The 17,226-nt window shown below is 70.2% G+C and carries 18 protein-coding genes and 1 tRNA gene; 7 read left to right on the forward strand and 12 right to left on the reverse strand.

Translation table 11 applies throughout. The features are described 5' to 3' along the window. Position 1: 1 nt before the first annotated feature. Entirely contained in the window at positions 2-1,147 is a 1,146-nt protein-coding gene (locus tag EXE45_RS05245) for an acyl-CoA dehydrogenase family protein (protein WP_092921563.1), read from the reverse strand. A gap of 177 nt (positions 1,148-1,324) precedes the next feature. On the opposite strand from EXE45_RS05245, the gene EXE45_RS05250 reads away from it, so the two are divergent. Next, positions 1,325-2,386, forward strand: coding sequence for a phytoene/squalene synthase family protein (locus EXE45_RS05250; RefSeq protein WP_092921561.1), 1,062 nt, complete (start codon positions 1,325-1,327; stop codon positions 2,384-2,386). A gap of 39 nt (positions 2,387-2,425) precedes the next feature. On the opposite strand, the gene EXE45_RS05255 is transcribed toward EXE45_RS05250, so the two are convergent. The 3 genes from EXE45_RS05255 to guaB form a co-directional block, all read right to left on the reverse strand. Beyond that, entirely contained in the window at positions 2,426-4,384 is a 1,959-nt protein-coding gene (locus tag EXE45_RS05255) for a DEAD/DEAH box helicase (RefSeq protein ID WP_137693730.1), read from the reverse strand. 72 nt (positions 4,385-4,456) lie between these two features. Beyond that, complete coding sequence (locus tag EXE45_RS05260; protein WP_092921557.1) at positions 4,457-5,044, reverse strand: HalX domain-containing protein; 588 nt, start codon at positions 5,042-5,044, stop codon at positions 4,457-4,459. Positions 5,045-5,181: 137 nt separating this feature from the next. Further along, entirely contained in the window at positions 5,182-6,669 is a 1,488-nt protein-coding gene (gene guaB, locus EXE45_RS05265) for an IMP dehydrogenase (RefSeq protein WP_137693731.1), read from the reverse strand. Positions 6,670-7,200: 531 nt separating this feature from the next. Between guaB and EXE45_RS05275 the strand changes: the two genes are divergently transcribed. From EXE45_RS05275 to EXE45_RS19585, 3 genes are all read left to right on the forward strand, one after another. Continuing rightward, positions 7,201-8,220 (forward strand): DUF5794 domain-containing protein, encoded by a 1,020-nt coding sequence (locus EXE45_RS05275; RefSeq protein ID WP_137693733.1) that lies wholly within the window; start codon positions 7,201-7,203, stop codon positions 8,218-8,220. Between the two features lie 113 nt (positions 8,221-8,333). Continuing rightward, positions 8,334-8,558, forward strand: coding sequence for a DUF5795 family protein (locus tag EXE45_RS05280; protein ID WP_137693734.1), 225 nt, complete (start codon positions 8,334-8,336; stop codon positions 8,556-8,558). A gap of 138 nt (positions 8,559-8,696) precedes the next feature. Then, positions 8,697-8,870, forward strand: a tRNA-Trp gene (locus EXE45_RS19585). Positions 8,871-9,364: 494 nt separating this feature from the next. Here EXE45_RS19585 and EXE45_RS05285 read toward each other — a convergent pair. From EXE45_RS05285 to EXE45_RS05305, 5 genes are all read right to left on the reverse strand, one after another. After that, the gene (locus tag EXE45_RS05285) at positions 9,365-9,565 is read right to left on the reverse strand and encodes a hypothetical protein (RefSeq protein ID WP_092921547.1); all 201 of its coding nucleotides are present in this window, start codon (positions 9,563-9,565) and stop codon (positions 9,365-9,367) included. A gap of 180 nt (positions 9,566-9,745) precedes the next feature. Continuing rightward, positions 9,746-9,958 carry a helix-turn-helix transcriptional regulator gene (locus EXE45_RS05290; RefSeq protein ID WP_092923193.1) on the reverse strand — a complete coding sequence of 71 codons (213 nt, stop codon included), beginning with the start codon at positions 9,956-9,958 and terminating at the stop codon, positions 9,746-9,748. Between the two features lie 2 nt (positions 9,959-9,960). Beyond that, positions 9,961-10,401, reverse strand: coding sequence for a hypothetical protein (locus tag EXE45_RS05295; RefSeq protein ID WP_241989423.1), 441 nt, complete (start codon positions 10,399-10,401; stop codon positions 9,961-9,963). Between the two features lie 215 nt (positions 10,402-10,616). Next, entirely contained in the window at positions 10,617-10,814 is a 198-nt protein-coding gene (locus EXE45_RS05300) for a DUF5800 family protein (RefSeq protein WP_092921545.1), read from the reverse strand. A gap of 85 nt (positions 10,815-10,899) precedes the next feature. Continuing rightward, a complete protein-coding gene (locus EXE45_RS05305; RefSeq protein ID WP_008445673.1) occupies positions 10,900-11,079 on the reverse strand; it encodes a DUF5786 family protein in 180 nt (59 codons plus the stop codon). A 110-nt stretch (positions 11,080-11,189) separates the two neighbouring features. Between EXE45_RS05305 and EXE45_RS05310 the strand changes: the two genes are divergently transcribed. After that, positions 11,190-12,461 (forward strand): polymer-forming cytoskeletal protein, encoded by a 1,272-nt coding sequence (locus tag EXE45_RS05310; RefSeq protein ID WP_137693735.1) that lies wholly within the window; start codon positions 11,190-11,192, stop codon positions 12,459-12,461. Positions 12,462-12,497: 36 nt separating this feature from the next. On the opposite strand, the gene EXE45_RS05315 is transcribed toward EXE45_RS05310, so the two are convergent. Further along, complete coding sequence (locus tag EXE45_RS05315) at positions 12,498-13,271, reverse strand: ribonuclease H-like domain-containing protein (protein ID WP_092921541.1); 774 nt, start codon at positions 13,269-13,271, stop codon at positions 12,498-12,500. A gap of 97 nt (positions 13,272-13,368) precedes the next feature. On the opposite strand from EXE45_RS05315, the gene EXE45_RS05320 reads away from it, so the two are divergent. Then, positions 13,369-14,121 carry a glycerophosphodiester phosphodiesterase gene (locus tag EXE45_RS05320; RefSeq protein WP_241989424.1) on the forward strand — a complete coding sequence of 251 codons (753 nt, stop codon included), beginning with the start codon at positions 13,369-13,371 and terminating at the stop codon, positions 14,119-14,121. Positions 14,122-14,147: 26 nt separating this feature from the next. Next, positions 14,148-14,909: an SOS response-associated peptidase gene (locus EXE45_RS05325; protein ID WP_137693737.1), complete on the forward strand. Its 762-nt coding sequence runs from the start codon at positions 14,148-14,150 to the stop codon at positions 14,907-14,909. 33 nt (positions 14,910-14,942) lie between these two features. Here the strand turns inward: EXE45_RS05325 and EXE45_RS05330 are convergent, their stop codons facing one another. Both EXE45_RS05330 and EXE45_RS05335 read right to left on the reverse strand, forming a co-directional pair. After that, positions 14,943-16,406: a small ribosomal subunit Rsm22 family protein gene (locus tag EXE45_RS05330; RefSeq protein WP_137693738.1), complete on the reverse strand. Its 1,464-nt coding sequence runs from the start codon at positions 16,404-16,406 to the stop codon at positions 14,943-14,945. A gap of 26 nt (positions 16,407-16,432) precedes the next feature. After that, on the reverse strand, positions 16,433-17,206 hold the full coding sequence (locus tag EXE45_RS05335) for a prephenate dehydrogenase (protein WP_137693739.1): 774 nt from the start codon (positions 17,204-17,206) through the stop codon (positions 16,433-16,435). Between the last annotated feature and the right edge of the window lie 20 nt (positions 17,207-17,226).

A 17,226-nucleotide genomic window follows, 5' to 3' on the forward strand; every position in this document is an offset into this window, starting at 1 on the left:
CCTACTCGTCGAGCAACTGCTGGGCGATCGTGTTACGTAACACTTCGCTCGTCCCCTCGTAGATCTCCGAGAGCTTCGCGTCGCGGTAGTATCGCTCGGCGGGGAAGTCCTTGGTGTAGCCGTAGCCGCCGTGGATCTGGATCCCCTCGTTGGCGACCTCGCGCGCGATCTCGGAGGCGTACAGCTTCGCCTGCGCCGCCTCCTTGATGTAGTCCTCGTCGCGCATCTTCAAGTCGGCCGCCTCGTGCATCAGCAGCTCCGCCGCGCGGGCCTTCGTGTCCATGTCCGCGAGCTTGTGCTGGATCGCCTGGAAGTCGCTGATCGGCCGGTCGAACTGCTCGCGCTGCTGGGCGTACGACTTCGCCTCATTGAGGGCGGCGCGCGCGATGCCGACCGACCGGGCCGCGATCGTGATCCGGCCGCCGTTAAGCGTCTTCAGCGCCTGAACGAACCCCTCGCCCTCCTCGCCGAGCCGCCGCTCTTCGGGGATCCACATGTCGTCGAAGCGGAGTTCCGCGGTCGGACACCCCTTGTCGCCGAGCTTGTCCTCCGTCCCCTCGACGACGAACCCGTCGTCCTCCTCCGGGCGCACGACGAACGACGAGATGCCCTTCCGGCCGGCGTCGGGATCGGTCTTGGCGAACAGCGTGACCGTGTCCGCGACGGAGCCGTTCGAGATCCAGAGCTTCCCGCCGTTGACGGTGTAGCCGTCGCCGTCGCGCTCCGCGGCGGTCGACATGGCCGGGACGTCGGAACCGGCCTCGGCCTCCGAGAGCGCGAACGCGCCGATCTCCTCGCCGGTGTTGAGCGCGGTGAGGTACGCCTCCTTCTGGGTCTCGTCACCGAACTCGTAGAGCATGTTCCCGGCCAGCGACGTGTGTGCCGCGACGACGGTTCCGAGTCCGCCGGAACCTCGGGAGATCTCCTCGAGCCCGATCGCGTAGCTGTGGTAGTCGAGACCGGCGCCCTCGTACTCGACCGGGAAGGGCATGCCCATGAGCCCGAGGTCGGCCATGTCGTCGATCAGGTCGGCGGGGAACTCGTCCTCCTCGTCGATCTCGGCCGCGCGCGGGACGACCTCCTCGTCGACGAACTCCGCGACCGTGTCGCGGATCTGGCGCTGCTCTTCGGTGAGCGTGAACTCCATGCCGGAGCGTTCGGCCGAGCGGACTTAGCCGTTTCCACACGATTGTACACGGGTTGTCGGTTCGTCGGAGCGAGCGGGCTCGCAGTCGTGCGATTTCGGCGCCTCCGTCGACGAGTCGCGGCCGACCGCCGTTCCACGAGGCTTTTTATGCGTTGTGCCGTAAAGACTGCCAACTGAATGAGCGGACGTGAACACGGCCCCGATGCGGCCGACCTCGCGTGGTGTCACGAGGCGGTCCAAGGGGTCTCGCGGACCTTCGCGCTGACCGTCGACGTGTTAGAGGAGCCGATGGCCTCGCAGATCTGCGTCGGCTACCTCCTCTGTCGCGTCGCGGACACGGTGGAAGACGCCGGTCACATCCCGCCGGACGCCCAGAGCGACGTGTTGCGGACGTATCGACGAGCGATCGACCCGGACGACGAGACGGACATCGGGGAGTTCCGCGAGGCGGTCGACGAGTGGCTGCCGGCGGAGCTCGACGACGACTGGACCGTCGTCGCGGAGGCGCCCACCATCGCGGCGACGTTCGAAGAGCTCGATCCGGACGCGCAGGAGGCGATCGTTCCCCCGGTGTTGGAGATGGTCGACGGGATGGCGATGTTCGTCGACCGTCACGCCACCGAGGGCGGGCTCCGTATCGACGACCGCGACGAGTTGGAGCAGTACTGCTACTACGCGGCCGGCACCGTCGGCAACCTCATCACGAACCTGCTCACCCGCGGCGACGTCGGCGAGGAGCGCGCGGAGCGCCTGCGGGAGACCGCCGAGGAGTTCGGCCTCCTCTTACAGCTCGTGAACGTCTCCAAGGACGTCTACGACGACTACACCGAGGAGAACAACGTCTACCTCCCCGCCGAGTGGCTCGAGGCGGAGGGGGTCGATCAGGAGCGCGTCGTTCACCCCGAAAACCGGGAGTCGTCCGCGCGCGTGGTCGACCGCACCGCCGACTACGCCCGGTCGTTCCTCGACGACGCGCAGGCGTACCTCGAGACGATGCCGCTCTCGAACGGGAACACCCTCGAGGCGTGGACGGTCCCGTACCTGCTCGCGGTCGGCACCCTCCGCGAACTCGGGACCCGTCCGGAGGACGCGCTCACTGAGACCGGCGTGAAGGTCTCCAGACAGGAGGTGTTCGCGGTGATGTCCGCCGCGAGCGACGTCGGCCGCGACTCGCTCGCAGAACTACGGCAGACGATCGCCCGGACCCCGTTCCACCGGACGGTCGGATCGGCCGACTGACCGCCGACGCCGGGGTCGTCGCTTCTTCTCGCCCGTCTCTCACAGCCGCGACCGCGCCCGCGACACCGCGGGGACGCTGACGCCGATCGTCTCCCCGAGCGCCTCGGCCGCGCTCAGCAGCCACTCCGCGCGTTCGACTCGCGAGTCGAGGTCGCCGGGGCCGATCCGGTAGCGCTCGACGAGTTCCTCGACGGTCGCGCCGCCGATCCACTCGTCCAGGATGCGCGCCGTCTTCACCGACTCCAGCCATCCCTCGAAGTCGTCCGGCTCGGTCATATCGGTCGTCAGGGTGGCGGCGTTGCGCCGCGCGAACCGGTAGATGTCGGCGCGTTCCTCGTTCCCCAAGTAGGTGTCTCGCATGTCCGGCGTGTCGCAGATCACCTCGAAGGCGGTGAGCGTCGTCGCGTCCGAGAGGCCGGCCGCGGCCCGGAGGCCGGCGACGATCCGCTCGCCGGTCTCGGGGCGGACGTACTGCTTCGAGGTGGTCTCGCCGACCGCCGTCGCGACCAGGCGATAGTCCTCGACGCCGCCCGTCTCCCGCGCGACCATCCCGGCCGCGACGAGGTCGTCGACCGCGACGGCGACCGCGTCCGCGAGGCCGCCCGCGCCCGTCTCCCGGGCGTAGAACGTCCCCTCGAAGACATCGAGGATCTCCGTCTCGGTCGCCGCGAACCCCGTCGCGATCGCGGCGAGGACGTGCGTCCGGAGCGCGCCCGGATCGGCCAGCTGCGACTCGACGGCCTCGGGATCGCCGTCGACGTACCGCTCGCGTACTTCCGCCCGCGTGTCGGCGTCGGCGACGAGGACGGCCTCCCCGTGCGGGTCGAGGCCGGGCCGGCCGGCACGGCCGCACATCTGGTGGACCTCGAGCGTCGGGACCCACGCCATGCCGCCCTCCCCGTACCGGCGCTGGTCGCGGACGACGACGCGTCGGGCGGGAACGTTGATACCGGCCGCGAGCGTGGGCGTGGCGCAGATACAGGCGACGTCACGCTCGCGGAACGCCGCCTCGACGACCGATCGGTGCCCCGACCGGAGTCCGGCGTGGTGGAACGCGACGCCGGCGCGCAGGCAGTCCGCGAGCTGTCGTCCGGTGATCGTGCCGTCGACCTCGGTGACCTCCTCGGCCGCCGCGTCGGCCGCGTCCTCGATCCCCAACGCCGCAGCGAGCCCGTCGTCCGCGAGCCGCTCCGCGAGGGCGACCGCCTCGCGGCGGGAGCGGACGAACGCGAGACACTGGCCGCCCTGCGCGACCGCGTCACCGACCAGAGCCGCCGTGACGTCGGTCGGGTCGGTCTCGCCGTCAGCGTCGGCTCCGGTCCCGGCGCTGTCGACGTCGACCGTCAGTTTCGTTCCGTCGTCGAACGCGACCTCGCCGCCGACGGCGACGCCGGTTCGCAGGTCGACCGGACGCCAGTCGGACTCGACGAGGGCGGCGTCGAGCCAGTCCGCGATCGCGTCGGGGTTGTCGACGGTCGCGGAGAGCGCGACCGTCTGGAGGTCGGGGTTCCGGCGGCGGAGCGTCGCCAGCGTCACTTCGAGGGTCGGCCCGCGCCGCTCCGCGCCGAGCAGGTGGACCTCGTCGACGACGACGCACGCCAGTTCGTCGACCCACGACGCGCCGTTGCGGATCGCGGAGTCCACCTTCTCGCTCGTGGCGACGACGACGTCGTTGCCCGCGAGCGCCTCGCCCGTCGCGTCGAAGTCGCCGGTGGAGATGCCCACGTCGACGCCGGGCAACGCAGCGAACGTCTCGTACTTCTCTCTGGCGAGCGCGCGGAGCGGACAGACGTACAGGCCGGGCCCCGCCGCGGTCAACAGCGCCAGTTGGGCGACGAACGTCTTTCCCGACGCGGTCGGCACCGCCGCGACGACGTCGGCGCCCTCGCAGACGCCCGCCTCGACCGCCGCGCGCTGCGGCGGGTACAGCTCGCGCACGCCGCGCTCGGCGAAGTGATCGACGACGGACTGGGAAAGCGGCAGGTCCCGGACGCGCATGTGAACACGGCTTCGGCTCGATCGGTCATAAAGAGTCGGCGGCACACCTCCCTCGAACCGTTCGGTCGCGGGCTACCCGTCGGTGTCGAACTCCTGAAAGAGCTTCTCGTAGTCCTCGTCGTCGGTCGCGACCGCGTCGCGAGACTCGTCGGCCTGCTCGCGGAGCGTCTCGATCCGGTCGGTGAGCCGCTGATACTCCTCGTTGTCGGCGAGGTCGCTCGCGCTCTTTTCCGACTCTAACATCGCTTTCTTCGAGGTCAGCGAGAACAGCTCCTGGACCTCGGAGTCGTACTCGCCGCGCCGCAGCAGTCCCTCCACCGTCTCTCGGAGGGTGTCGCTGGTGACGGGCTTGACGAGGTAGTCGTCGAACCCCATCTCCAGGATGTCGAAGTCGGGCTCGACGGCGGTGACCATCGCGACCCGACAGTCGATGCCCCGGTCGCGGACGGCGGTGAGGACCTCGTCGCCGGAGAGTCCGGGCATCCGGCGATCGAGGAGGATCGCGTCGACCTCGTCGTCGGTCTCGTCGAGCTGGTCGAGGGCCTCGCGACCGCCGTACGCGGTTCGAACGCGGTACTCGTCGCCGAGCCAGGCGGCATACAGATCGGCCAGGTCGGGTTCGTCCTCGACCACGAGGACCAGCGGCGGTTTCTCACTCATGGGTGACGGGAGCGAGGGGGTGTTCGCTCACACGTTTCATCTCGCCGCTGGCTATATTAAAATACCTCTTCGGCGCGCGGTCCGATCGGTGTGTCCGGACCCGCCTCCGGTCTGCTCCTCCGAGCGGTCGTCCGCGATCACTCGTCCGGGCTGTAGTTCGGCGCCTCGTCGGTGATCATCACGTCGTGCGGGTGGCTCTCGCTCTGTCCCGCGGCGGAGACGCGGACGAACTCCGCGCGCTCGTGGAGGTCGAGGACGGTCTCCGCGCCGACGTACCCCATCCCGGAACGCATCCCGCCCGTGAGCTGGTGGAGCTCCGAGGCGAGGCTCCCCTTGTACGGGGTCGCCGCCTCGACGCCCTCGGGGACGAACTCCTCGTCTTCCTCCTCCTCTTTGAGGTAGCGGTCGCCGCCGCCGGACTTCATCGCGCCGACCGAGCCCATCCCCCGGTACTGCTTGTACTTCTTCCCGTTCATCGTGATGACGCGCCCCGGCGCTTCGTCGGTTCCGGCGAAGTACGAGCCGAGCATCACCGCGTTCGCGCCCGCAGCGAGCGCCTTGATCGCGTCGCCGGAGTAGCGGATCCCGCCGTCGGCGATCACGGGGACGTCGTGTTCGGCGGCGACGTCCGCGACCTCCGCGACCGCGGTCATCTGCGGCATCCCCGCGCCGCTGACGACGCGCGTGGTACAGATCGACCCGGGACCGATTCCAACCTTGAGTCCGTCGGCGAAGCCGACCGCGGCCTCGGCGGCCTCGCGCGTCCCGACGTTTCCGACGACGACGTCGGCGTCGACGGTCCCCTTGATCGCCTCCGCCGAGTCTAAGACGTTGAGGTTGTGCGCGTGCGCGCAGTCGATGAAGATGACGTCGACGTCCACCTCGTCGGCCGCGACGGCGCGCTCCTCCTCGAACGGACCGACCGCGACGCCGGCCAGGAGCCGCCCGTCCTCGTCGCGGGCGGCCTCCTCGTGTTCGCGACGCTGGAGGATGCCCTGCATCGTGACGAGTCCGACCAGCCCCTCGGCGTCGTCGACGATCGGGACGCGCTCGATCTTGTGCTCGTACATCAGCTCCAGTGCCGCGCGCGCGTCGACGTCCTCCGGGGCCGTGATGACCTCGTCGGTCATCGCCTCGCGGACGGCGTCGTCCTCGCCGACCTCGAGGTAGGGTCGGATGTCCGTCCCGGAGATGATCCCGAGGACGGTGTCGTCGTCGGCGACCACGGGGGCGCCGGAGACGCCCTGCCGCTCCATCACGGCGTCGGCCTCGCGGACGGTGTCGTCCGGCGAGACGGTGACGACATCCTCGCGGCGGATGACGAGCTCGTGAGCGCGCTTGACGCGCTCGACCTCGGCGGCCGTCTCCTCGACGGTCATGTTGCGGTGGAGGACCCCGAGACCGCCCTCACGGGCCATCGCGATGGCGAGATCGCTCTCGGTAACGGTGTCCATCGCCGCCGACAGCACGGGAACGGTGAGTTCGACGTTGTTCGACACCCGGGTGCTCAGGTCCGCGTCGTCGGGCTCGACTCGGCTCTCCTTCGGGCGGAGGAGCACGTCGTCGAACGTCAGCGCTTCCGGAACCTCGAGCTTCGTCGAGAATCGGCCAGAATCTGTCGCCATATAATCCGTCACGAACGGCCGATGAAAAGCGTTGCGAGACGACACGGACGTGGTGGTTGATCACACCCAGATCCGTGTTGTATACACGATTATGGCCACATTCGGCGTGAGAGCGCGATCATCGCGATGTCGTCGCAACACCGACCGAACGGGGTCCGCCACCCGGGGTACTCGGCCCGAGGTCGACTCGAAAGCCGAAAAATGATCGGAAAATACGGGGAGCGGCCGACGTATCGTCGTCGAAGTCGGCCCTCTACCGTCGATCCTTCGTGTCGTGCGGACACGTCTCACACAACCTTTAACGCGACCGAAACACGTATACCTAGTATGGACTCCGACAGTCCCGTGAACGCGCGCATCGCCGGCCAGCCGAACGACGAACTCGGCGTCCGCTTTACAGCCGGCAATCCGCGCAAACGCTTTACATGGGCTCGTCGGACCTCCCGCGTGGACTCCGCGTGCTGGTCCCCCGACCGTCGCGAGTCGCACGCGTCCCACCGCCGCCCCGTCGGTCAGGGCTATCGTCCCTAAATGAGCACGTCACGCCACCCGGTCGCCCTGCGATTAGAACAGCAGGTCGGGAGCGCGACGAAGCTGCTCGCGACCGTCATGGCCCTGCCGCTCATCGACGGGATCTTCCCCGCCCTCGTTGTCGCCGGCGTCCTCGGATCGGCCACGGGCGTCGTCGAAACCGGGATCCTCATCTTCGGCGGCTCCGCAACCGCGGCGGTGATCCTCGCGGAGATGGACGGCTCCCGGCGGCAGATGGCGACCTCCGTGCTGCTCATCGGCGCGGTGATCGTTCCCGTCGCCGCCGTCGAGGCCGCCCTCGCGCCGACGCTTCAGGGGCTCCTGAACCTGCCCGTCTTCGAGCGGTTCGCCGGGCTGGTCATCCTGACCGTCGCCGCCAAGACCGCCAGTTCGGAGATCGGAGAGTACCTCCCGAGTCCGGGGGTTATCATCGGGCTCGGCCTCGTCGCGAGCTTCGATCCGTCGGGCTTCGCCGTGGAGACGTCGACCGAGTACGTGGTCAACGGCACCGCGGCCGCCGCCGTGGGCGTGGCGTTCGCGCTGTCGATCGCGCTGCTGTCCCCCCATCTCCGAGGCCGCGTCGATATCGACCGGTTCCGGTTCGGCTCGGCGGTCGCGCTGGGCGTGCTCGCGCTGCCGATCCTGCTCGGCCCGTTCGATCTGATGCAGACGGAGGCGCCGGTCGCGCTCGCGGTGCTCGCGGTGACGGCCCTGTTCGCGTACGACCCGGACTCCGGCGGCGTGGCGGGCGCCGCCGGCGACGCGGACGACGGCGACCGCGGACCCGCGGACGATTCCGGCGAGGAGAGCGACTCGGACGACGCCGATCCGACCGACTCCGACGGGGACCCGGGAGGGGAACCGCCGAGCGAACCCCCGCTCGACGCCCCGCCGAAGGGGCCGTCTCCCGTCGTCGACGACGACGTCGCGGTGCTCGCGAACGACGGCAGCGGACGCGAGACGGACGACGACGGGTCGGACCCGTTCACCGACGACGACTCCCGGGCCCCGTGGCTGTGAGTTGAGCGTGCTCGGGGCGGCCCGTTCCGGTCCGACTCCCGAGTCCGCTCGCCCGCCACCGCGTGTCCCGTGCGTGTCGCCGGGGTTTAGGCGCTCGACGCCGAACGCCCGGTATGTCAAACCGCGTCGTTCAGGGCCGGATGGTGACCCCGGAGAAGCTGGCGGAACTGGTCGAGGGAGAGTCGGTGCTGGAGGCCGAGTCGATCACTGACGCCGACCGCGACTGTCCGGAGTGCGGCGGCGACGTCATCTCCGTCGGGTACATGCCGAGCGTGACCGAGTTCGTCACCGGGTTCAAATGTCAGGACTGCGACTGGAGCGCCGACGATCGGGAGTGAGTCGGACTTCGTCCGCCTCCGGCGAGCCCCGAGTCGAGGCGGATCCGTCGCGCCGAGGAGCGCGTTGCCGTCCCTCGATCGGCTTCGATCGAAACCCCTTTATCCGCGTTTCGGCAAGCGTGGAACGCGAGATCACGCGGGGCTGTGGCCAAGCCAGGCATGGCGACTGACTCCAGAGGCTACGCCCGGGACGACACTCCAGACTGATATACCGAGCGGCCGACTGATCATCGGTCGTGTTGACGACCCTCTGGAGTTCCGAGGCGCACCGGAGATATCAGTCGATCGGGGGTTCAAATCCCTCCGGCCCCATCCTAAATTTAAATATTCGTGAACCTGAGGTAAACGTAGAGCCGAATATCTGCGAGTTCTGCGGCTGCTGTATCACCGAGTACGACCAGCGGTGCGCCGCGCCCGACGGGGAGGGGGGGGCCGGCTATGAGGCTCTACTCGAACTGCGGCTCGAAGCTCACGCGCACCTCGAAGCCCGGCAGCGCGATCCCGTACGACACCTGCCCGAACTGCTCGTCCGGAGGTGACGACGATGTCTGATCGCGTTGACGAGCTCCGGCACGTCGTGGAGCGCGCCCGGACGAATCGGCCGCTCCTCCGAGAGGAGGATTATCCCCAACCGGGGGAGGCGCACGCGACCACGGAGATGGTAGAGGGTGAGCCGAACGGGAGCGACAGCCGACGCGTCTGGTCGCAGAGGGTCGGATCCCGAGAACGGAAGCCGCTCGGAAGCCGTGCGAAAAGCGTCGCTCTCACCGATCGAACCGAACGCGAGCGCAACGCTTCCGCCGGCCTCACCGACGCGAGACGATTCGTCCGGCCACCACGCCGACGAGGGCGATCATGCCCGCCATCGCGAGGTACAGCGCCAGGCCAGCCGTCTCGCCGTTCGCGCCGTTCAGGCCCGCGAAGATCAGGAACACCACGGCGACGGCGGCGTGGAGCGCGAACACGCCCGACGGGACGTTCGCTCCGAGTTCGAATCCGATTTCCATGTCCCGACTTCGGAGGGCGTCGAAAAAAGTCGTCCGGTCGGAACGAGGACCGCGCCGCGGCCGTCACACTGAACCGACCGCGACTCGACGACCGGGGCGGTGACCGACGCCCGCTCCGGACGCGAGCGGCTCGCTGCGCTCGGCCCCGGTGTGAGCCGGATCGCGAGCGACCCGCGCGCGCTACGACTGCGGCTCGTCGGGCAGGTCGAACACGTCCTCGACGCGCGCGTCGAACTCGCGCGCGATACGCCAAGCCAGCTCCAAGGATGGGTTGTACTCGCCCTTCTCGACGTAGAGGATCGTCTGACGTGTCACGTCGACCCGGTCCGCGAGCTCGGCCTGCGTCAACCCCGCCTCCTCGCGGAGCCGCCGGACGCGCGTCTCGAACTCCACGGTCACCCCGCCACGCTCCGGCGTCGTACCCATGCTCGCGTGCCGTGCGCGACGGAGGAGACGCAGATCGCGACGGCGGCCCAGACGACGACGACCCGGGCCTGCGCGTAGACGCTCCCCGCGACGCCCCCGAGTCCGCCGGTCGCCTCCAGCGCGGCGCCGAGGAGGAACGCGACGAACGCGACGCCGAAGAGCAGGAACGCCGCCCGGCTCGCGGCGAGCCGGGTGAGTTCGCGGGTCCGTTCGTCAGATCGGGTGTGGCCGACGCGGTCGGCGAGCAGTCGGCTGAACGGGAAGAACGTCACGAACAACACCCCGCCGCCGGCGATTATCGGTGCCGACTCGCGGGCCAGCCCGAGGTTCAACACCAGTACCGTCACGAGCATGTGAACGGCGCGACCGGTCCGATGGAGGGTCTGCGGTCTCACGGAGTGGTCACCCATGTGTGTTATATCTATCTAACGTTGTATATTTCTTACGCCGGCCGGCCGACCCGTCCGCGGCTGACGGGCGGGATCGGTGCGGTCGACGACGAGCGGAGCGGGGAGCACGGCGCGACCGAAGGGTCAAAGAGGGGCTGGACGGCCGCGTCGCCGGAGCGGAGGGACGAGTCGAAGAGAGGCGGGGCGACTGCGCCGCCGGAGCGGGGAGGCGACCGTTACAGCACGTCGCCGATCCGGACCGGCTCGCCGTCCAGATCCGGGTCCTCCGCGACTATCGTCAGCACCTCGTGATCGGTGACGTCGCGGTACGACTTCCCGGTCGCCTCCTCGATCAGCGTCTTCTCCAGCTCGAACTCCGTGCCCTGATACACGACGTCGACGCCGCGGTCGGTGAACGTCAGATCGGTGCTCATGCGTCGGCGTACGCGGCGTATCTGTAAAAGGAGCGCGACACGGTCGGGCCCCGCCGGGGGCTATCGGGCGGGTGTCTCTCGCCGGTTACTCCTCGTCGTCGTCGCGCATCTCCGAGAGGCGCCCGACGAGGTCGTCGGTGTCGGCGTCGCCCTCGATGGAGACGTCGCCGTCGTGGTCGTTCTCGTGGACGTTCACCGCGTCGTCCTCGTCCGTGTCGACGTCCTGATCCTTCTGTTCGCTCTCGTCGTACGATCCGAATCCCATATCTGCGATACCGGCGGCGCACAGAAAAGCGCGGCGTCTCTCCCGCGCCCGCGTCCGACGCCCGTCCGACGCCCCGCACCGTTTATACGGGCGGGGCGACTGCTCCCGGTGTGTCGCTGCGAGGAGACGGCCCGATCGAGGAGCTCGCGATCCCCTCGGGGACGACCGTCGAGGAGCACGACGTCGTCGTCGACGGCGACGTGCTCGTGGGCGGGCAGTCGACGGTCGAGCTCGGCGTCCGCGGCCGCAACGTCGCGATCGGCGAGCGCGTGCGCGTCGCCAACGACATCGAGGCCGAGGGAGACTGCCGGCTCGACACGTGGTGTTCAGTCGACGGGAACGTGCTGGTCGGGCAGGACGCCTACCTCGGGGAGCGGGTGACCGTCACCGGCCGCCTGATGGTGTCGGGCGACCTCGACATCGGCGACGACGTGACGATCGAGGAGGGGTTCGAGGCCAACGGCTGGATCGTGATCCGCAACCCGGTGCCGACGATCGTCTTCTACTTCATCGTCCTCTCGCAGCTCCTGCGCGTCGGGGAGACCGACGCCGCCGACGAGCTGGCGGAGGCGCTCGCCGACGGCGACGACGTCCGCGACCCGCTCCTCGTTCCGCGGAGCGCCGAGATCTCCGACGACGCCTGGCGCGTGTCGACGCCGGCGACGGTCGGAGACGACTGCCGGCTCCACGGCAACCTCCGGGCGGCGTCGATCCGCGTCGGCGAGCGCAACGAGGTGTTCGGGTCGCTTCGCGCCCGCGAGGACGTCACCGTCGGCGCCGACACGATCATCCACGGCGACGTGACGACCCGCGGCGGGACGGTGACCGTCGAGGACGGCGCGCGCGTCCTCGGCGACGTCTCCGCCGGCGACCTGGTGGTGTACGACGGCGCGGAGATCCAAGGTACCCTCCGGGCGCGCGGCGAGATGAAGTTGGTTCAGGAGTCGAAGCGAGAGACCGACGAGGCCGATACCGGGGAAGCGGTCGCAGACGACGACGGAAATCCCGTCGCGGAGAACGGATCGGCGGCCGACGAAGCGGTCGACGAGACCGACGCCGCTCCCGACGACGCCGAACCCGCGGCCGAGTCGACCCCTGACGCGGAGTCCGAATCCGAGCCGGACTCGGACGCGACGGAACCGGAGCCGGACGGAGAACGCACCCCCGACTCGTCGTCTGAGGGCGACGAGGCGTCGGAAGGCGACGACGAATCCGAGGACGGCGGCGAGTCCGAAGACAGCGATGAGTCCGAAGACGGCGGCGAGTCCGAAGACAGCGATGAGTCCGAAGACGGCGGCGAGTCCGAAAGCGACGAAGAAGAACCGCCGGAGACCGACCCCGAGCCCGTGGCGTCGCGGCCGGCCGGCGACGACGAGGACTGAGCGCACCGGATCGAGCGCGCTTTGCGACGACGTCGCTCAGTTCGTCGCGCTCGCGTCTCCGGGTCCGACGAACACCTCGTCGTCGAGCCGCTCGCAGACCGCGTCCGCGAGCGTCCGCAGGTTCACGGTGTCCTCGCGGTTGTACGAGACGAGCGTCTCCAGCGCGTCCTCCTCGCCGCGCTCGTACTCGCGCCAGAGGCGGACCGCGTCGCGCCCGGAGATGTCCGGGCGGTCCCGCTCGATCCCCAACTGCTTCTCGATCGGTTTCAGCCCGCCCGAGAGCCCGATCCGCTTCGCGGGGTACATCAGGTCGAGGTGGGGCGTGTCGACCTCCAGGTCGAAGGAGGTCTCCAGGAAGGGCACGTCGAAGCGCGCGCCGTTGAACGTCGCGAGCAGGCTCGCGTCCGCGAACTGCTCGCGGAGCCGCCGCGCGGTGAGGTCCTCGCCCGCGACCAGCGTCGTCGTCTCGCCGCCCTGATGGAAGCTGACCGTCGTCACGCGGTCGCGCCGCTCGTCGAGGCCGGTCGTCTCGATGTCGAAAAAGCAGGTCTCCTCGCGGAAGTTCTCGTAGAGCCGCCAGCGCTCGCCGGAGGGGAACTCGCGGTCGAAGTAGGCGGCGTCGCCGTCGTCGAGCCGCGCGAGCGCCTCCGCGATGAACGACTCGATCCGGTCCGCCGTCGTCGCGCCAACGCCCGCGACGTCGACCGCGGGATCGAACTCGTCCCACGTCGTGACTCCTCCCTCCCAGAGGCGTCGTTCGGTCGTCTCGCCCACCCCCTCGACGGGGATGAAGCTGTTCTCGATACGCATGTCGGTCCCGGAGCGCCGCGCGACTAAAAAGCCGACGGGAGCGGCCGCGCGACCGGGACGACGAAGAGCTAACACGGTCCGAGTCGAAGAGCGGCACGTGACCGACGGCGCGAACGGACTGGGAACGGACGCGGACGCCGAGACCGACCCGACGGACCCGACCGACGTCACCCTGATCGGCCACCGCGGCTGCGCCGGCCGGCACCCGGAGAACACGGTCGCGGCCGTCGAGCGCGCGGCGCCGCACGTCGACGCCGTCGAGGTCGACGTGCGCCGGTGCGCGAGCGGCGAACTCGTCGTCGTCCACGACGCGAAGCTCGACCGACTGACCGACGCGTCCGGCCGGGTCGCGGACGCGGACTGGGAGGAGCTCCGCGATCTGACGGTTCTCGACTCGGCCGAGCCGATCCCGCGGCTCGAAGGAGTGTTCGACGCCGCGCCCGACGACCTCCTCGTCAACGTCGAACTCAAGCAGCCGGGCATCGCGAGCGACGCGCTCGACGCCGCTCGACGGGCGGCCACCGACGTGCTGTTCTCGTCGTTTCACGCCGAGGCGCTGGCGGCGCTGCGGGACCGCGATCCGACGACGGACCGCGCGCTGCTCGTCGCGGACGGACCGCCGGAGCGCGCGGTCGACGCGGCGACGGACCTCGGGTGCGTCGCGGTCCACCCCCCGATCGACCTCGCGACCGAGCCGGGGTTCGTCAAGACGGCGCACGGGGCCGGCCTCGCGGTGAACGCGTGGACCGCCGCCGACCGCGGGGACGCGGAGCGGCTGCTCGCGGCCGGGGTCGACGGGATCATCGCCGACCGCTGGGACCTGTCGGACGGCCTCCCGTCGCGGAGTTAAGTGCCTCCCGAACGAACGCGAGAGACATGTGCGGCCGCTACACGCTCTTCACCCCGACCGACGACCTCGAGGCCCGGTTCGACGCCGACTTCGGCGACCGCGAACCGAGCTACAACTGCGCCCCGGGGCAGTCGCTGCCGGTGATCACCGACGAGACCCCGTCGGAGGCGACCCGGATGGAGTGGGGACTGACGCCCTCGTGGGCCGGCGAGTCGTTCGACCTCATCAACGCCCGCGCGGAGACAGTCCGCGAGAAGCGGAGCTTCGCCGACGCCTTCGAGCGCCGGCGCTGTCTCGTCCCCGCCGACGGCTTCTACGAGTGGGTCGGCGGGAGCGGCTCCGACGGGGACAGCAACGCCTCCGGCAAGACCCCCTACCGGGTCGCCTTCGAGGACGACCGTCCGTTCGCGATGGCCGGGATCTACGAGCGCTGGGAGCCGCCGACACCGGAGACGACCCAGACCGGCCTCGGCGCGTTCGGCGGCGGGAGCGGGGACGGAGGCGACGGAGACGACGGAGCCGACGACGACTCGGACGTGGTCGAGACGTTCTCGATCGTGACCACCGAGCCGAACGACATCGTCGCGGACCTCCACCACCGGATGGCGGTGATCTTAGATCCCGACGCCGGCGAGGAGGAGACGTGGCTCCGGGGCGATCCGGACGAGGCGGCCGCCCTGCTCGACCCCTACCCGAGCGACGAACTCACCGCGCACCCGGTGTCGACGCGGGTGAACTCGCCGAGCGTCGACGCGCCGGACCTGATCGAGCCGGTGGCCGGCGACTGAGTCGGGGTGACCGCCGGAGGAGGTTCCGGCCGGTCAGGGCGCGACCAGGTCGACGACCGTCTCGTCGTCGACGACGACGTTGTACGCCCCCTCGTCCTCGTTCCAGAGGACGAGCCCGTTCTCGACGAAGACGACCGACCCGTAGCCGGCCTCGCGGAGGTCGCGGTTCAGCGCCGTCTCCCGGGTACAGACGAGGTAGTGGTCCGTCGCCTGCGAGCCGTCGCCGACGCGGTAGAGGGCGTTGTCCCCCTCGCTTAAGTCGTGGCTCAGCTTCACCGCGAGCAGGTTCACCCGGTCGGTGACGTGACGCTCCGACTCGGCCATGCGCGCGCACCGCTCGGCGCTCGCCTCGACGTCGACGCGCCGCTTCCCGTCGCGGCGGAGGATCGAGTAGGCGAACTGGACGTCGACGTTGACGAACTCGCCCGGCTCGTCCGTCTCGCCGCGCGCGGCCGCCTCGTCGAGCCGGCGCTGGAACGGCGGGACCTCCAGATCGGGCGCGACGTCGAACGACCAGCCCGGATCGGTCGGGATCGCGTCGGGCCACAGCCGAAGCGCCGGCGAGTAGATCTCGGCGTCGTTACCGGGGTAGCCGCCGTCGTCGCCGGCGACGAGCGCGCGTTCGATCCGGCGGAGCCCGGTCGCAGTGTTCCGGTCGGCCGGCGCGAACGCGACGAGGCTCCCGTCGGGGGCGAGCGCGTCGAGGGCGGCCTCCGCGACCGCGACCGGGTCGGCGAGCTCCGAGAGGACGTTGCCGAAGATGACGAGGTCGAAGGGGTCGTCCGTCGCTGAGGAGGGTTCCTCGCCCTCGTCGATCCCGAGGAACGCCTCCGCGGTCGTCTCGTGGACCGTCGTCCGGAAGTTGCGGCCGGTCTCTTCCAGCATCCGGTCGAGGACCTCGGTGGCCGCGCTCGGCTCGACGGCGTGGTACTCGACGACGGCGTCGTCCGGGAGGTAGTCGTGGAGGCCGAGCGCGGGCCCCCCGACGCCCGCGCCCACGTCGAGGACGCGGAGCGTCCGGTCGAGCAGGCCGTTCTCGGTCAGGTCGTCGAGGACGTACCCGACCGTCGCGTAGTAGGCGGGGAGGTGGTAGATCGCGTAGCCGAGCGCCGCGACGCGGTCGTACTCGACCTCGTTCTCGTAGAGGTAGTCGGTCTTCATCCGGCGGACGCGCTCGCGGAGTTCGTCGCCGGAGTCGTCGCGGTGCCAGTTCGCGCCGTACTCGCGGACCAGCAGGTCCTCTAAGGCGAACGAGTACGCCTCCGGCAGGGCCTCGGGCGCCCAGCCCGACGGGTCGACGGGCGCCTCCTCGACGGGGACGAAGGCGCCGTCCTCGCGCTCGCGGAGCCGGAGGTCGAACGCCTCCTCGCGGAGCGTCTCGCGGACGACCGCCGGGTGCGGGGTCCCCTCGACGTACTCGGCGATCTCCTCGGGGTCGATCGGTCTGACGTTGCGCAGGTAGTTCGCGTTGTTCCGGACCGCGGTTCTGTCGATCATTGGTGTCTCGTCCGCTTCGCGTCGGCTCACTCCAGCCGGTCTCGCCCCTCGCGGTCGCCGCGGGCGCGCTCGTACAGGGCGGCGAACGCCTCGTCGTCCGCCGCGGCGATGTCGGCCGCCGCGTCGGCCACGTCCTCGGCGCCGTCGAAGGCGCGTTGAATCTCCGCGTACACCCCGGGCGACCCCTCGGTGACCGTGTCCGCGACGTCGTCGAGCGCGGCCGATACCGGGGTGTGGAACTCCTCGCGGACCGGCTCCGCGGCGAGCCGCCACGCGAGCACCGCGGCGTGCGCGCCCGCCTGGACCGTCTCCATCGCTTCGTCGTGCTCGGCGGCGGTCGTCTCGAACACGTCGTTGCCGCCGGCCTCGATGGCCGCCGAGAGGGACTCCACCGCCGGGCCGCCCTCGTCGACGACGGCCGCGACGTTTCCGGGGACCCGAGGGGGTGCGAACAGCGGGTGGTAGCTCGCCCGTTCGAGGTCCGAGGCGTGCTCGCGCATCGCGGCGAGCGCGTCGGTCATCTCGCCGGAGACGTCGACGATCGCCCCCTCCGCGCGCGGCGCGTACGCCTCGACCGCCGCGGGCACCGCCGACATCGGCACCGCGAGGCAGACCGCGTCGTGGACTGAGTCCCCGTCCGCGTCGACCGTTCGGGCGTCGCGCCCCGCCGCGGCGTCGGCCGCGACGGTCGGGTCGCGGTCGGCGAACGCGACGCTCGCGTCGACCGGCGCGGCGTCGGCCGAGACGGTGTCGGCGACCCAGCGCCCGATCTCACCGGCGCCGACGACGAGGAGGTCCATCGGTTACGGGAACGCAGGTG

The organism is Halorubrum sp. SP9 (assembly GCF_005435015.1).
GTDB lineage: Archaea > Halobacteriota > Halobacteria > Halobacteriales > Haloferacaceae > Halorubrum > Halorubrum sodomense.

Excerpts from the sequence above, each read along its gene's own strand:
- EXE45_RS05245 (WP_092921563.1), bottom strand. The coding sequence starts at position 1,147 with ATGGAGTTCACGCTCACCGAAGAGCAGCGCCAGATCCGCGACACGGTC.
- EXE45_RS05250 (WP_092921561.1), top strand. The coding sequence starts at position 1,325 with ATGAGCGGACGTGAACACGGCCCCGATGCGGCCGACCTCGCGTGGTGT.
- EXE45_RS05255 (WP_137693730.1), bottom strand. The coding sequence starts at position 4,384 with ATGCGCGTCCGGGACCTGCCGCTTTCCCAGTCCGTCGTCGATCACTTC.
- EXE45_RS05260 (WP_092921557.1), bottom strand. The coding sequence starts at position 5,044 with ATGAGTGAGAAACCGCCGCTGGTCCTCGTGGTCGAGGACGAACCCGAC.
- guaB (WP_137693731.1), bottom strand. The coding sequence starts at position 6,669 with ATGGCGACAGATTCTGGCCGATTCTCGACGAAGCTCGAGGTTCCGGAA.
- EXE45_RS05275 (WP_137693733.1), top strand. The coding sequence starts at position 7,201 with ATGAGCACGTCACGCCACCCGGTCGCCCTGCGATTAGAACAGCAGGTC.
- EXE45_RS05280 (WP_137693734.1), top strand. The coding sequence starts at position 8,334 with ATGTCAAACCGCGTCGTTCAGGGCCGGATGGTGACCCCGGAGAAGCTG.
- EXE45_RS05285 (WP_092921547.1), bottom strand. The coding sequence starts at position 9,565 with ATGGAAATCGGATTCGAACTCGGAGCGAACGTCCCGTCGGGCGTGTTC.
- EXE45_RS05295 (WP_241989423.1), bottom strand. The coding sequence starts at position 10,401 with ATGGGTGACCACTCCGTGAGACCGCAGACCCTCCATCGGACCGGTCGC.
- EXE45_RS05300 (WP_092921545.1), bottom strand. The coding sequence starts at position 10,814 with ATGAGCACCGATCTGACGTTCACCGACCGCGGCGTCGACGTCGTGTAT.
- EXE45_RS05305 (WP_008445673.1), bottom strand. The coding sequence starts at position 11,079 with ATGGGATTCGGATCGTACGACGAGAGCGAACAGAAGGATCAGGACGTC.
- EXE45_RS05315 (WP_092921541.1), bottom strand. The coding sequence starts at position 13,271 with ATGCGTATCGAGAACAGCTTCATCCCCGTCGAGGGGGTGGGCGAGACG.
- EXE45_RS05325 (WP_137693737.1), top strand. The coding sequence starts at position 14,148 with ATGTGCGGCCGCTACACGCTCTTCACCCCGACCGACGACCTCGAGGCC.
- EXE45_RS05330 (WP_137693738.1), bottom strand. The coding sequence starts at position 16,406 with ATGATCGACAGAACCGCGGTCCGGAACAACGCGAACTACCTGCGCAAC.
- EXE45_RS05335 (WP_137693739.1), bottom strand. The coding sequence starts at position 17,206 with ATGGACCTCCTCGTCGTCGGCGCCGGTGAGATCGGGCGCTGGGTCGCC.